Source organism: Pigmentiphaga sp. H8, from assembly GCF_003854895.1.
Taxonomy (GTDB): Bacteria; Pseudomonadota; Gammaproteobacteria; order Burkholderiales; family Burkholderiaceae_B; genus Pigmentiphaga.
This window is the reverse complement of record NZ_CP033966.1, coordinates 2,442,090-2,455,822: the sequence shown is the minus strand read 5'-3', so window position 1 is coordinate 2,455,822 and position 13,733 is coordinate 2,442,090. Positions and strand designations below refer to the sequence as shown.

Here is a 13,733-nt window from a genome sequence, read left to right as displayed (position 1 = left end):
CCCCCAGCGCCTATTCGTTGCATGGGCACAGCGGATCCGGCTCCGCCGGTCCGCCAGTGCCGCCCCCTGGGGGACGCGCGAAGCGTGTAAGGGGGGCACTTCCCCCTGGATTTTCCTTGTTTCGCCCCCATCTATGGGGCACAGTCAGCATTCAGGAGTTTCTCCATGGCGCAAGCGTCCGACCTCCCCTCTTCTTCCCCCCTGGCCGGCAATCCGCTCATGGACCTGTCGGGCCTGGCTCCGTTCGATGCCATCCGCCCGGAGCACATCACCCCCGCGATCACGGCCCTGATGGAGCGGGCGCAGCAGGCGGTGGACAAGCTGGAGGCCGACCAGGCGGCGGATGCGCCGGCCACCTGGCAAAGCGTGGTCGAGACGCTGGATGAAGGCACCGAAGGGCTGTCGCGGGCCTGGAGCGTGGTCGGACACCTGAACTCGGTGGCCGACACGCCGGAGCTGCGTGCCGCCTACGGCGAGAACCTGCCGCGCGTGACCGAGTTCTGGGCCGGCCTGGGCCAGAACCAGGCGCTGTACGAACGCTACAAGAAGCTGGCGGCGGGCAAGGAATTCCAGCACCAGACGCCGGCCCGCAAGAAGCTGATCGAGAACGAGCTGCGGGGCTTTCGCCTGGGCGGCGCCGAACTGCCCGAGGCCGCCAAGCCGCGCTTCGCCGAGATTCAGGAGCAGCAGGCCACGCAGTCCAAGGCCTTCTCCGACCACGTGCTGGATGCCACCAATACCTACGCGCTGATCGTGCGCGACGAGGCCGAACTGGCCGGCCTGCCCGACGACGTGAAGGAAGCGGCGCGCGAGGCCGCCAGGAAGGCGCCGGCCAAGGAAGGCGAGGCCCGGGACGACACGCCGGCCTGGAAATTCACCCTGCACTTCCCCTCGTATTTCCCGGTGCTGCAATACGCCGACAACCGCGCGCTGCGCGAAACCATGTACAAGGCGCACGTGACACGCGCCTCGGAACTGGGCCCCGAGTACGGCCAGGGCCAGGCCGAGTGGGACAACACGGCCATCATGCTGGACCTGCTGCGCCTGCGCCGCGAAGAAGCCGGCCTGCTGGGCTATGCCAACTACGGCGAGGTGTCGCTGGTGCCCAAGATGGCCGACACCCCCGAGCAGGTGCAGAAGTTCCTGGCCGAGCTGGCCGAGCGCGCCCATCCCTACGCCGAACGCGACCTGCGCGAGCTGCGGGAATTCGCCGCCGCCGAACTGGGCCTGGGCGAACTCGAACCCTGGGACATCGCCTACGCGTCCGAGAAACTGCGCCAGGCGCGCTATGCCTTCTCGGAAAACGAGGTCAAGCAATACTTCCCCGAGCCCAAGGTGCTGGCTGGCCTGTTCAAGGTGATCGAGACGCTGTTCTCGGTCCGCATCCGCCCCGACAGCGCCCCGGCCTGGCACCCCGACGTGCGTTTCTTCCGCGTCGAATCGGCCGCCGGCACCCTCCTCGCCCAGTTCTACCTGGATCTGTACGCGCGCGACGGCAAGCGCGGCGGCGCATGGATGGACGACGCCCGCACCCGCTATCGCCGCCCAGGTGGCCAACTGCAGACGCCGGTGGCCTATCTGGTCTGCAATTTCACGCCGCCCAGCGGCGGCAAACCCTCGCTGTTCACGCACGACGAGGTCATCACCCTGTTCCACGAATGCGGCCACGGCCTGCACCACATGCTTACGCAGATGGAAGACCTGGGCGTGTCGGGCATCAACGGCGTGGAGTGGGATGCGGTCGAGCTGCCCAGCCAGTTCATGGAGAACTTCTGCTGGGAATGGGCGGTGCTGGAGCAGATGACCGCGCACGCGGAAACCGGCGCCCCCCTGCCACGTACCCTGTACGACAAGATGGTGGCCGCCAAGAATTTCCAGGGCGGCCTGATGACGCTGCGCCAGGTCGTGCTGGCCGCCACCGACATGCACCTGCACACCGACTACGATCCGGACGGCCCGCAAAGCGTGCTGGCCCTGTCGCGCGCGGTGAACGATCGCATGCACGTCCTGCCCCAGCCGCAAGTCTCGCGCTGGATCAACACCTTCAGCCACATCTTCGCCGGCGGCTACTCGGCCGGCTACTACAGCTACAAGTGGGCCGAAGTGTTGTCGGCGGACGCCTACGCGGCTTTCGAGGATGCCGCCACCGAGGACACGCTAAGGCCCGAGGTGGGGGAACGTTTCTTGCGGGAGATCCTGCAAGTAGGCGGCAGCCGGCCCGCGATCGAGTCGTTCCGCGCCTTCCGCGGACGAGAGCCCAGCATCGAGGCCCTGCTGCGTCACAGCGGAATGGCCGACGCCGTCGCGTCCTGATCGCGCGCGATCAGCAGCTTGACGGCTATCGTGCCGTCGGACAGCAGGTCGCTCAGTGAAGAGGAATCCGGCAGTTCGAGCAGCGGACTGCCGCCATACCGATCCGCCAGTTCGCGGGCGACGTCGACGCTTACCAGGACCTGGCGGCGCGGCACCCCGGCATGGTCGGTGAACGGGAAACATTGTTCCAGTTCGGCGATGTTCCAGCCGCCAGGCACGAACATCCAGGCGACGTGGCCGTCGTGGGCGATCCCGCTCAGGACCAACAGTTCGGTGAAGCCTTGTTTTTTTTGCATGACACGCAACATGCAAGGACGCGGAAGAGCCACGCGACCATTCCGCCGCCTCGCATCTCCTCCCTTCGTTTGCTTTATACGCAAAATATACACCAGCGATTTGCGCGCTGCGCTTTGCGCGCCAGGCAAGGCGTTCGGACAATCACGCCATGGACATCGGTTCGGCGATCAGATACCTGCGCGAAAAACTCGGGCTCAAGCTCGAGGCCGTCGCCATGGAAGTCGGAACCGATGCCGGCAATCTGTCCCGCATCGAGACCGGTAAGCAGAAGCCGTCCATCGTCCGGCTGGAGAACATCGCCCGCGCCATGAACGTGGGCGTGACCGATCTGTATGCCTTGGTGGAAAATGTCCGCGTGGTTCCCGCCACCTCCGAACTGCGCGATGGCGACGAACTTCCCTACTCCGACGATACCCGCGCCCTGCGCCGCAGCTTCGCCGCGCTGAACGCGCGCAACCGCAAGCTGGTGATCGAATTCGCCAAGCTGCTGAACCGTGTGGAAAAGGAAGAACAGGCCAACCCTTCCAAGGAAGGACCGCCCCTCTCGCCTTGACCGGCCGTCGCGCCAGAAAATAAAACGGCCTCGCTTTCCTGGAAAGCAAGGCCGTTTTTCTTGCCGCCCCCCCAAAGGGGAGCGCGCGTCAGCGCGTACGGGGGGTTTTCAGCTGCGAGATGTCGCGCACGGCGCCACGATCAGCCGAGGTGGCCATCAGGCCGTAGGCCTGCAAGGCCTGCGACACGACACGCTGGCGGTCGACCGGCTGCCAGGCCTTGTCGCCGCGCGCCTCCATCGCTTCGCGGCGCCTGGCCAGCTCGGCGGCATCCACGCGCAGGTTGATGCCGCGGTTGGGGATGTCGATCTCGATGATGTCGCCTTCTTCCACGAGTCCGATGGCACCGCCCTCGGCCGCCTCGGGCGAGGCATGGCCGATCACGAGGCCCGAGGATCCGCCCGAGAAGCGGCCGTCGGTCAACAGCGCGCAAGCCTTGCCCAGACCCTTGGACTTGATGTACGAGGTCGGATAGAGCATTTCCTGCATGCCCGGACCGCCCTTGGGTCCTTCGTAACGGATGATGACCACGTCGCCGGCATGCACCGTGTCGCCCAGGATGCCGTCCACGGCATCTTCCTGGCTTTCGAAGATGCGCGCCTTGCCGGTGAACTTCAGGATGCTTTCATCGACGCCCGCGGTCTTGACGATGCAGCCCTTCTCGGCCACGTTGCCGTACAGCACGGCCAGGCCGCCGTCCTGCGAATAGGCATGGGCCTTGTCGCGGATGCAGCCGGCTGCGCGGTCCAGGTCCAGCTTGTCGAAGCGCTTGTCCTGGCTGAAGGCCGTCTGCGTGGGCACGCCGCCGGGCGCGGCGCGGAAGAAGGCGTGGACGGATTCGTCGGCGTTCGTCTTGACGTCGTGCGCGGCGATGGCCTCGCCCAGGGTCTTGCTATGCACGGTGGACACCGAGGTATCCAGCAGGCCCGCACGGTCGAGTTCGGCCAGGATGGACATGATGCCGCCCGCGCGGTGCACGTCCTCGATGTGGTACTGCTGCGTGGCGGGCGCGACCTTGCACAGGCAGGGCACGTGGCGCGAGATGCGATCGATGTCGCTCATCGTGAAGTCCACGCCGCCCTCCTGCGCCGCGGCCAGCAGGTGCAGCACGGTGTTGGTGGAGCCGCCCATGGACACGTCCAGCGCCATCGCGTTGGTGAACGCCGCCTTGGTGGCGACGTTGCGCGGCAGGACCGAGGCGTCTTCCTGTTCGTAGTAGCGGCGGCACAGCTCGACCGCCACGCGGCCGGCGCGCAGGAACAGATCCTTGCGGTCGGCGTGGGTGGCCACCAGCGTGCCGTTGCCCGGCAGCGACAGGCCCAGGGCCTCGGTCAGGCAGTTCATGGAGTTGGCGGTGAACATGCCCGAGCACGAGCCGCACGTGGGACAGGCCGAACGCTCGTAGTTCTCGACGTCCTCGTCCGACACGCTGGGGTCGCCGGCCTTGATCATGGCGTCGATCAGGTCCACCTTGATGATCTTCTGGCCGTTCACGTCCTGGGCGGGGTGATAGGCCTCGATGACCTTGCCCGCTTCCATCGGGCCGCCCGACACGAACACGGCCGGGATGTTGAGCCGCATGGCGGCCATCAGCATCCCCGGGGTGATCTTGTCGCAGTTGGAGATGCAGACCATGGCGTCGGCGCAATGGGCGTTCACCATGTATTCGACCGAATCGGCGATCAGTTCGCGCGAGGGCAGCGAATACAGCATGCCGCCGTGCCCCATGGCGATGCCGTCGTCCACGGCGATGGTGTTGAATTCCTTGGCGACGCCACCGGCGGCCTCGATTTCGCGGGCGACCATCTGGCCCAGGTCCTTCAGGTGCACGTGGCCGGGCACGAACTGGGTGAACGAATTGACGACCGCGACGATGGGCTTGCCGAAATCGCCGTCCTTCATGCCGGTCGCGCGCCAGAGCGCACGTGCCCCGGCCATGTTGCGACCATGGGTGGAGGTATGGGAACGGTATTGCGGCATGGCGGGACTCGCAAAGAGAATGACGAAACACTCTAGTATAGGGCGGAAAGGGCCTGCCCGCCCCGCGCTATCGATGCATCCGGATGCATGGCTTACGCCAATTAATAAAAATCATTATCATTACGAACCCTTCCCCTTCGCATTCAAGGTTTCCGGCATGACAGCACCCCTCCTCTGGCAACGTTACCTGGCCCTCAAGGCCGAGCAGCCCAAGCTGCGCATGCGCGACGCGGCCGCCCGCATCGGCGCCAGCGAAGGCGAACTCGTCGCCGCCGACCCGTCCGCGACCCGGCTCAAGCCCGACTGGAGCGCGTTGCTGGGTGGACTGAAGGCGGCCGGGCCGCTGCTGGCGCTGACCCGCAACGAGGCCGCCGTCCACGAGAAGACCGGGGTCTACGACCACGTCCAGATCGAAGGCAGGATGGGGCTGGCCCTGAACCCCGAAATCGACCTGCGCCTGTTCCTGTCGCAGTGGCGGCACGCCTACGCCGTGGCCGGCGAGCGCCCCAGCCTGCAGGTGTTCGACCAGCAGGGCGAGGCGGTGCACAAGATCTACGTGGTCGAGGGCACTGACCGCGCCGCGTTCGAGGCCCTGCTGGCGGCGCAGGCCGACCGCGCGCAGGCCGTCACGCCGGAGCCGCGGCCCGCAACCGAGCGCAAGGCCGACCAGGACGTCGACGTCGAGGCCTTCCGCCAGGAATGGCGCGAACTGCGCGACACCCATGAATTCTTCGGCCTGCTGCGGCGGCATGGCGTCGAACGCACGCAGGCGCTGCGGCTGGCGCCGCCCGAGTTCGCGCAGCAGGTGGGCGTCGGCGCCGTGGATGCCGTGCTGAACTCGGCCGCCGGATCGGGCCTGTCCATCATGGTGTTCGTGGGCAATGCCGGATGCGTGCAGATCCACACCGGGCCGGTCCACCGCATCGCGCCCATGGGCCCCTGGCTGAACGTGCTGGACCCGGGCTTCAACCTGCACCTGCGCATGGACTTGTTCACCGAGGCCTGGCTGGTGCGCAAGCCTACCGTGGACGGCATCGTGACCTCGCTGGAATGCTATGACGCCGAGGGCTCGCTGATCGTGCAGTTCTTCGGCGAACGCAAGCCCGGCAAGCCCGAGCTGGCGGCGTGGACCGCGCTGGCCGACGGACTGGCCGCCATCGCGCCGGGCACGCCCCGGCCCGCGGCATGAGGGCCGGCGCCTGGACGCCGATGCGGCGCGGCCCTGGCGCCACGTCCGGCCTGCCGCTGGCCGCCGCCGCGGCCCTGCTGCTGGCCGGCTGCTCGTGGCTGCCCGGCAGCCGCGACGCCGCCGTCGCCTCGCTGGCGGCCGAGCTGCCGCGCCACGAGGTCGTGCTGCTGGGCGAGGTCCATGACAACGCCCAGGGCCATCGCCTGCGCCTGCAGGCGCTGACGCGCGCGGTGCGCGCGGGCTGGCGGCCGGCCATCGCGATGGAGCAGTTCGACCGCGAACGGCAGGCCGACCTGGACCGGGCCCTGCGCACCTGTACGACCGCCGACTGCGTGATCCAGGCCGCGGCTCCGGCCAAGACGGGCTGGGATTGGGCCCACTACCGCCCCGTGCTGGACCTGGCGCTGCGCGAGAAGCTGCCCGTGGTCGCCGCCAACCTGTCGCGCGCCGATGCCGGCACCGTCATGAAGCAAGGTCCCGGTGCCTTGTTCGATACCCATGAAGTGCGCCGGCTCGGCCTGCTCTCGCCCCCGCCCGACCTGCTGGCGGCGCAGCGCAAGGAAGTGGCCGAGGCCCATTGCGGCGCCCTGCCCCCGTCCATGCTGGGCGGCATGGCCATGGCCCAGCTCGCGCGCGATGCCGTGATGGCCGGCGCGATCGCCGGTGCCGCGCGCGTGCCCGGGGCTTCCGCCCGGCGGCCTGTCGTCCTGCTGGCCGGCAACGGCCATATCCGCCGCGACATCGGCGTGCCGCGCTGGCTCGAGCCCGGCACCATCCTGTCGGTGGGCTATACCGAGCGGCCCGCCGCGCCCGGCGCCTACGACCGCGACATTGTGATCCCGCCTGCACCGCGCGAAGACCCTTGCAAGGCGTTCCAGGTACCCGGCCGCTAGTCCGGCGCGGGAGCGCCGCCTAGAATAGCGGGATCCCCTCGAACAATGGGCGCGGCCCTCGGCCGCGCGCCCTCATCACGGAGACCGCGTCCCATGTCTGCCCCCTCGTCCCCCATCCGTCTCTGCATCGCCGGCGAAGGCGCCATGGGCTCGACCCACGCGCGCATCTTCGCCGCCATGCCGGGCGTGAAGATCGTGGCCCTGGCAGCGGCCGACATGGCGCGCGGCCGCCAGTTGGCGGCGCAATACGGCATTCCCGATTGCGGCGACGACCTGGCCGCCGCACTGGCCCGTCCCGACGTGGACGCGGTGGTGCTGGCCACGCCCTCCGGCCTGCATGCCGAACACGCCGAGCTGGCCGCCCGCCTGGGCAAGCCCATGCTGATCGAGATTCCCGCCGCGCTGACCCTGGCCGACACCGAGCGCCTGGCGCGCGTGCAGGCCGAAACCGGCGTTCCCATGATGGTCGCGCACAGCCGCCGCTTCGCGCCTCCGCACACCACCCTGCGCGAACGCATCCAGAGCGGCGATTTCACGCTGCACCACCTGGTCTGCGAAACCTATTTCTTCCGCCGCAACAACCTGAACATGTTCGGCGAACCTCGCACCTGGGTCGACAGCCTGCTCTGGCACCACGCCTGCCACACCGTGGACCTGTTCTGCTGGCTGCTGGACGAATCGGAGTTCGACGTCTGGGGCCAGCGCGGCCCCGACCATCCCGAGCTGGGCATCCCCATGGACGTCACGGTGGCCATGCGTTCGCGCAAGCGCGGCACGCTGCTGACCATGGCCATGTCGTTCAACAACAAGGGGCCCTTTGGCGGCTTCTACCGCTACATCGGCGAACAGGACACCTACCGCGCCTTCCGCGACGAACTGAGCGACAGCGACGGCAAGATCGTGGAGATGCCCGGCGCGCAGCCCGCCTTCGAGGCCCAGGACGCCGAGTTCATCGCCGCGCTGCGCGAAGGCCGGCCCAGCCGCTGCGACATCGCCTCGGTGCTGCCCGCGATGCGGGCGCTGGACGGCATCGACCGCGTCATGCGGGGCGAACCCACCGCCGCGAGATGACCGACATGTAATTCGCCGGCCATCTTGCTGTCCGTGCCGGCCTCCTAAAGTGAAGGCTCCTGTGCAAACCCACGCACAGCCAACCGGGCGCCCCCTGCGGCGCACGGTACTTTTGGAGATCGACATGTTGAACGGCAAAATGGTCATCCTCGTCGCGGCCCTGGCGGGCGGCGCCTCCCCGGCCTACGCCGCGGGTCCGGATATATCCAGCGCCGCACCGCGAACCGCCGCTCCCGCGCTGCTGGCCAGCGCGGACGGCTGGGCCTTCGTCAACGGCGAATGGGTCCGCCAGGACCACGCCTACGCCATGAAGGACGGCCGGGTGGTCCACACGGATACGCTGCCCCACCACGGGTCCATGAAGGGCAACAGCGCCGCTCCCAAGGCGCGGGACGCCACGCCCGGAGGCAACAACAAGTTCATCGCCTACGACGGCTGGGTGTTCGAGAACGGCGAATGGTCCCTACCCCCCAGCAACTACCGCCGGTAAGCACGGCGGCCCGGCCACGGACAAGCGGTCCCGTCCTTGGCCGGGCCGTCGTGGTCACCCTGCTTGCGACGCGTCCTTGGCCGGAAAGACCAGCGTGAACCGGGTCCGGCCGGAAGCCGAGCCGGCGGTGATGTCGCCGCCGTGCGCCACCATGATGGCGCGCGTGATCGACAACCCCAGGCCCGAGCTTTCCGAGTCGGGCCGGGCCCTGGACTTGTCGCCGCGAAAGAAGCGGTCGAACAGCGAGGGGATCAGTTCCGCCGGGATTTCCTTGCCATCGTTCTCGACCGCGATCGTGACGGCCTTGGCGTTGCTGGCGACCACCACGTCTATGGCCCCGCCCGGCGGAGTATGGCGCAAGGCGTTCGACAGCAGGTTGCTCAGGGCGCGCCGCAGCATCAGCCGGTCGCCCATGATCCTGCCCCGGCCCGTCAACCGCAAGGCCACGGCCTTGTCCTCGGCCAGGGCCTCGTAGAACTCGAACAAGGCGCTGACCTCGTCCTGCACGGCAATGACGCCGGCGTCGGGCAAGGTGATGCCATGCTCCATCTTCGCCAGGTACAGCATGTCGGACACCATGCGCGACAGGCGCTGCAACTCTTCTTCGTTGGACGCGAGGATCTCGCGATACTTCCCGGCCTCGCGGGGCTGCGCGAGCACCACGTGGGTCTGCGTCAGCAGGTTCGTCAGCGGCGTGCGCAGTTCGTGGGCCAGGTCGGACGAAAACTCCGACAGCCGGCGGAAATCATCCTGCAGCCGCGCCAGCATGGCGTTCAAGGTCACAGCCAGGTCGGCCATCTCCCGCGGCACGGCATCCACGGGCATGCGCTCGTCCAGCTTCTGCGCGGTCACGGCACGGGCCCGGGCGGCCATCGTGCGCAGCGGCGCCAGCCCGCTGCGGGCCGCCCACCAGCCGAATACGCCGCTTACGAGCGCGGACAGCAGCACGTACAGCACCAGGGAATGGAGGAAACCGTGCATGAAGTGCGCGTGGATCTCGGTCGCCAGCCCGACGATGATCAGGAGTTCCCCCCCGGCCCCGCCCACCGTGGCGCGCAGGCCCCGGTACTCGGCGCCGTCCTGGCGCCAGGTGAATTCCTCCTTCCCGGCCGGCAAGGCCCGCGCCGCAGCCAAGGCGTGCTGGAAAGCGAAGCCGTCCGTGGCATACAGGCTGGTCCCCTGCCCCGTCCGGATCAAGGCCACCAGCCCGGGATGGTTCTGGAGCGCCGTGCCCAGGCGCATCGGCATCGCGCCGGGCGCCGCATCCTGGGCGATCTTGCGGACCAGGTTCGCCTTCTCCTCGAGCACGGCGAAATCCTCGTACGCGAAGTGCTGGTCCATCGAGATGGCGATCAAGGCCCCCAGTCCCAGCAGCACGGCGGCCGACGACAGCGAGAAGAAGGTCGTCAGCCGCGTCGTCAGGGAAAACGGGCGCATCAGCCTATGTCCTCGGGTTCTTCGAAGACGTATCCCATGCCCCGCACGGTCTGGATCAGCTTGGCATCGAACGCATCGTCGATCTTGGCGCGCAGCCGCCGGATGGCGACGTCGATGACATTGGTGTCGCTGTCGAAGTTCATGTCCCAGACCTGGGAGGCGATCAGCGAACGCGGCAGCACCTCGCCGCGCCGGCGCACGAACAGTTCCAGCAGCGCGAACTCCTTGCTCGTCAGGTTGATGCGCCGGCCGGCGCGCGTGGCCCGGCGGCGGACGAGATCCAGCACCAGGTCGCCGACCTGGATGCGGTCGGTGGCGATCTGTCCGCTGCCCCGGCGCAGCAGGGTCCGCACGCGGGCCAGCAGTTCGGAGAAGGCGAAGGGCTTGACCAGATAGTCATCCGCGCCCAGCTCCAGGCCCTTGACGCGGTCGGCCACGCTGTCGCGCGCGGTCAGGAACAGGACGGGCACGTTGTTCTCGACGGCGCGCAGGGTCTGCAGGATGCGCCAGCCGTCCACGTCGGGCAGCATCACGTCCAGCACGATCAGGTCGTAGGATTCGCTCAACGCCCGGTACTGGCCGTCCAGGCCGTTGTCCGCCAGGTCGACCACGAAGCCGGCCTCGGTCAGCCCCTGCCGGAGATATTCTCCGGTCTTGGCCTCGTCTTCCACGACCAGTAGTTTCATGGCGGCGCCCCGTTACGGATCAGCGATAAGCCTGGTAGACGCTGGGCCGCCCACCGGTCCGCACCAGCAGGACATCGTAAGCGGATTTGCGGCCGCCGTACTCAGGCCCGTCCATGCCCGGCGATCCCAGGGGCATGCCCGGTACGGTCAGGCCGATGGCCGACGGACGTTCGCGCAGCAGCCGCTTGATTTCCTTCGCCGGCACATGCCCCTCCAGCGCATAGCCGTCCACCGCCGCCGTATGGCACGAACCCTTGTCGTCGGGGATGCCCAGGCGGTGCCGCTCCACGGAGGGATCGTCGACGTCGTGGGCGACCACCTGGAATCCGTTGTCCCGCAGGTGCTTGATCCAATCCTTGCAGCATCCGCAAGTGGGTGTCTTCCAGACCTCCACGGTATTCGTCTTCTGCGCCCAGGCGCCCAGCGGAAGCAGGGCCGCCTCGATCAGGAGCGTACGGCGCGACAGGCTTGCGTGTTTGTGCATCATGCATGGTTTCCTTCAAGATCCGGTGGGCGGGCCGAGCGTACCCAGCCACGCCACCAACAACAGAATGGCGGTCGCCGCGCCCGCCTCCAGCGCCACGCTCCGGCGCAGCAGGGCCAGGGCGGCGCCGGGGCGCTCAGCGGCGATCGCCGCCTCCAGCCTGGGGGCAAGGCGGAACCGGTTCACGGCCGCCAGGCCCAGCATCGTGGCGAACAGCCCCAGTTTGCCCAAAAAAAGCAGGCCGTAGGGGCTGGACAGCAGGCCGTTCACGGTCGGACCGACGATGAACCCGTAGTTGGCCACCCCCGTGAGCGTCAAGGCCGCGACGATGGCGGTGCCCAGGCCGGCGAAGCCCGCCAGCCCCCGGCTCAGCAGGCGAACCTGCCTGTCCGGGGCATCCGTGGACGACCAGGACATTCTCGCGAAAACGGCCAACGCGCCCACCCAGCCGGCCGCCGCGAGCAAGTGGACGACGTCGGCCCACAAGTGCACATAGCCCCGCACGCCGTCGTCCATCGCGCCATGCCCGCCCCAGGCCAGGCTGGCAAGCGCGACGAAGGCCCACCCGGCAACGGCCCGCAAGCCCGCGACGCGCCGGGGCTTCATTCTCAGGGCACACCACAGGGCCAGCAATAGCGCGCCTATCCGTATCGCCGCGGCCAGCCCCGCGTGCGTGCCGCCGACCACCATGGCTAGTATGGAAAATCGCAGTGCCATGAGAGATTCGGCGCCGCTCATGGACTGGGCAAGCAAGGCCAGGCTCAGCGCCGCAAGCAGGACGCCGAAGCCCGCGGCGGCGGCCGGCCAGGCGCCGAAGCCCAGGCCGGGTTGGCCGTCTTCCCATTCTCTTTGAAAGCTGTGCAGCAGGAATAGCGGCACGCCGCAAAGCAGCGCCAGGTCCAGGTACAGCGCGAAGCGGACGGCAACGCCCAGTCCGTCGGCCATCGCCTACTTCACGCTGAACGAGAAATTGCCGGTGATGGGGTGCGTATCCGACGAGACGGCCCGCCACTCCACCCGATAGGTGCCGGCCGCCAGGGGCTTGGCCGGGGTGATCAGCATCGTCTTGGGATCGGCGTCGCCCGAGACCCGGGCTTCGACCGGCATGGGCGCATGGGTCATGCCGGCCATGCCCGTCATGAGCAGCCTGGCGCCCGAGAACTGGGTGACCAGCGCCTCGGAGAAGCGCAGTTCTATCCTGGCGGGCGCCGTGGTCTCGGCCTTGGCCTCGGGGGTCGAGGACAATAGTTCGGGATGGGCCTGGGCCGCGGTGGCGGCAAGCAGCCCGGCCGTCAGGACGGCGGCGTTCAGGGCGGTGCGAGCGTTGGACATGATGGACCTTGAAACGGATGAAAAAGAAGAATGAAGGGGAATCAGAACCACATGCGCACGCCGACCACGAACCGGGTGTCGCTGCGGCGTTCTCCGTGCGACCGGGCATAGTCCGCGGTGGTCCCGTAGGTCCGGTTCCAGGTCACGCCTAGGTAAGGGGCGAATTCGCGGCGGATCTCGTATCGCAGGCGGACGCCCACTTCGGTACTCGACAGGCCGGACCCGATGCCTCGACCATGGTCGTTCTTCCCGAAGAAGTTGACCTCGGCGGCGGGCTGCAGGATGAGCCGGTTCGTGAAGAGGATGTCGTACTCGCCCTTCAGGCGCGCGGCGGTCTGCCCGTTCTCGCCGGCGAAGACCATGGCGGAGGCCTCGAAGTTGTAGAGCGCCATTCCCTGCAGGCCGAACGCGGCCCAGGTTTGCGACGAACCCGGCTTGAAGTCGTGGCGCACCCCGCCCACGACGTCCCACCAGGGGCTGATGGCGCGGCCCCACAAGGCCTGGACCTCGGCCTCGTGAAGCTTGCCTCCCGAGCGCTCGCCTTCCGAACTGAGCCACAGGCGGTCGATGTCGCCGCCTATCCAGCCCTTGAAATCCCAGTTCAGCGCATTGCCGCCGCGGGCGTCCTGCCATTCCAGCCGGTCCACCAGGAACAGGGAATTGATGCCCTTGTCGTGCACGGCGTGACCCGCCGTATCGAAGGCGGCGGCCTGGCGGTCGGCATCGGTCAGCTTGGGAATGGGCGTGCGGCTTTCCGTGGGCGCGGCCTCCATGCCCTGCATCGGCGCCTGGTCCATGCTTTGCATGGGAGCGTGATCCATGTTCTGCATGGTCGAGTGGTCCATGCCCGGCATGCTGGAATGGTCCATGCCCTGCATCCGGGAGTGGTCCATGTGCGAATGGTCCATCCCTTGCATCTGGGCCCGCGCGGTCGACGTGCCAGCCAGAGTCAGGCCGATGAGCGCGGCGGCCAATGCCGGCGCGTTGCGATGAATCGAAAAAATCATGGC

14 protein-coding genes are annotated in these 13,733 nt (G+C 68.1%); 6 read left to right on the top strand and 8 right to left on the bottom strand.

Annotation, left to right across the window (positions count from 1 at the left end; all coding sequences use genetic code 11):
* Positions 1-165 precede the first annotated feature (165 nt).
* Positions 166-2,313: a M3 family metallopeptidase gene (locus tag EGT29_RS11700; protein WP_124689156.1), complete on the top strand. Its 2,148-nt coding sequence runs from the start codon at positions 166-168 to the stop codon at positions 2,311-2,313.
* On the opposite strand, the gene EGT29_RS11695 is transcribed toward EGT29_RS11700, so the two are convergent.
* Positions 2,280-2,609, bottom strand: coding sequence for a hypothetical protein (locus EGT29_RS11695; protein WP_124689155.1), 330 nt, complete (start codon positions 2,607-2,609; stop codon positions 2,280-2,282). The genes EGT29_RS11700 and EGT29_RS11695 overlap by 34 nt on opposite strands.
* A gap of 149 nt (positions 2,610-2,758) precedes the next feature.
* Between EGT29_RS11695 and EGT29_RS11690 the strand changes: the two genes are divergently transcribed.
* Positions 2,759-3,163 carry a helix-turn-helix domain-containing protein gene (locus EGT29_RS11690; protein WP_124689154.1) on the top strand — a complete coding sequence of 135 codons (405 nt, stop codon included), beginning with the start codon at positions 2,759-2,761 and terminating at the stop codon, positions 3,161-3,163.
* 88 nt (positions 3,164-3,251) lie between these two features.
* On the opposite strand, the gene ilvD is transcribed toward EGT29_RS11690, so the two are convergent.
* Positions 3,252-5,141 (bottom strand): dihydroxy-acid dehydratase, encoded by a 1,890-nt coding sequence (gene ilvD, locus EGT29_RS11685; RefSeq protein WP_124689153.1) that lies wholly within the window; start codon positions 5,139-5,141, stop codon positions 3,252-3,254.
* A gap of 157 nt (positions 5,142-5,298) precedes the next feature.
* Between ilvD and EGT29_RS11680 the strand changes: the two genes are divergently transcribed.
* The 4 genes from EGT29_RS11680 to EGT29_RS11665 all read left to right on the top strand — a co-directional run bounded on the left by EGT29_RS11680 (position 5,299) and on the right by EGT29_RS11665 (position 8,784).
* Complete coding sequence (locus tag EGT29_RS11680) at positions 5,299-6,330, top strand: hemin-degrading factor (protein WP_124689152.1); 1,032 nt, start codon at positions 5,299-5,301, stop codon at positions 6,328-6,330.
* Positions 6,327-7,223 carry a ChaN family lipoprotein gene (locus EGT29_RS11675; RefSeq protein ID WP_238160377.1) on the top strand — a complete coding sequence of 299 codons (897 nt, stop codon included), beginning with the start codon at positions 6,327-6,329 and terminating at the stop codon, positions 7,221-7,223. The genes EGT29_RS11680 and EGT29_RS11675 overlap by 4 nt, the downstream gene beginning before the upstream one ends.
* 93 nt (positions 7,224-7,316) lie before the next feature.
* Positions 7,317-8,294: a Gfo/Idh/MocA family oxidoreductase gene (locus tag EGT29_RS11670; RefSeq protein WP_161567793.1), complete on the top strand. Its 978-nt coding sequence runs from the start codon at positions 7,317-7,319 to the stop codon at positions 8,292-8,294.
* 124 nt (positions 8,295-8,418) lie between these two features.
* On the top strand, positions 8,419-8,784 hold the full coding sequence (locus EGT29_RS11665; protein ID WP_124689150.1) for a hypothetical protein: 366 nt from the start codon (positions 8,419-8,421) through the stop codon (positions 8,782-8,784).
* A 54-nt stretch (positions 8,785-8,838) separates the two neighbouring features.
* On the opposite strand, the gene EGT29_RS11660 is transcribed toward EGT29_RS11665, so the two are convergent.
* The 6 genes from EGT29_RS11660 to EGT29_RS11635 are packed head-to-tail and all read right to left on the bottom strand — an operon-like array spanning position 8,839 to position 13,730.
* Positions 8,839-10,221: a heavy metal sensor histidine kinase gene (locus EGT29_RS11660; protein WP_124689149.1), complete on the bottom strand. Its 1,383-nt coding sequence runs from the start codon at positions 10,219-10,221 to the stop codon at positions 8,839-8,841.
* Complete coding sequence (locus EGT29_RS11655; RefSeq protein ID WP_124689148.1) at positions 10,221-10,907, bottom strand: heavy metal response regulator transcription factor; 687 nt, start codon at positions 10,905-10,907, stop codon at positions 10,221-10,223. Before EGT29_RS11655 ends, EGT29_RS11660 begins: the two co-directional genes overlap by 1 nt.
* A gap of 19 nt (positions 10,908-10,926) precedes the next feature.
* On the bottom strand, positions 10,927-11,391 hold the full coding sequence (locus EGT29_RS11650; protein WP_124692318.1) for a DUF411 domain-containing protein: 465 nt from the start codon (positions 11,389-11,391) through the stop codon (positions 10,927-10,929).
* 15 nt (positions 11,392-11,406) lie between these two features.
* Positions 11,407-12,336, bottom strand: a complete 930-nt coding sequence (copD, locus tag EGT29_RS11645; protein WP_124689147.1) for a copper homeostasis membrane protein CopD — start codon at positions 12,334-12,336, stop codon at positions 11,407-11,409.
* A 3-nt stretch (positions 12,337-12,339) separates the two neighbouring features.
* Entirely contained in the window at positions 12,340-12,723 is a 384-nt protein-coding gene (copC, locus tag EGT29_RS11640; RefSeq protein ID WP_124689146.1) for a copper homeostasis periplasmic binding protein CopC, read from the bottom strand.
* A gap of 41 nt (positions 12,724-12,764) precedes the next feature.
* Positions 12,765-13,730: a copper resistance protein B gene (locus tag EGT29_RS11635; protein ID WP_124689145.1), complete on the bottom strand. Its 966-nt coding sequence runs from the start codon at positions 13,728-13,730 to the stop codon at positions 12,765-12,767.
* Between the last annotated feature and the right edge of the window lie 3 nt (positions 13,731-13,733).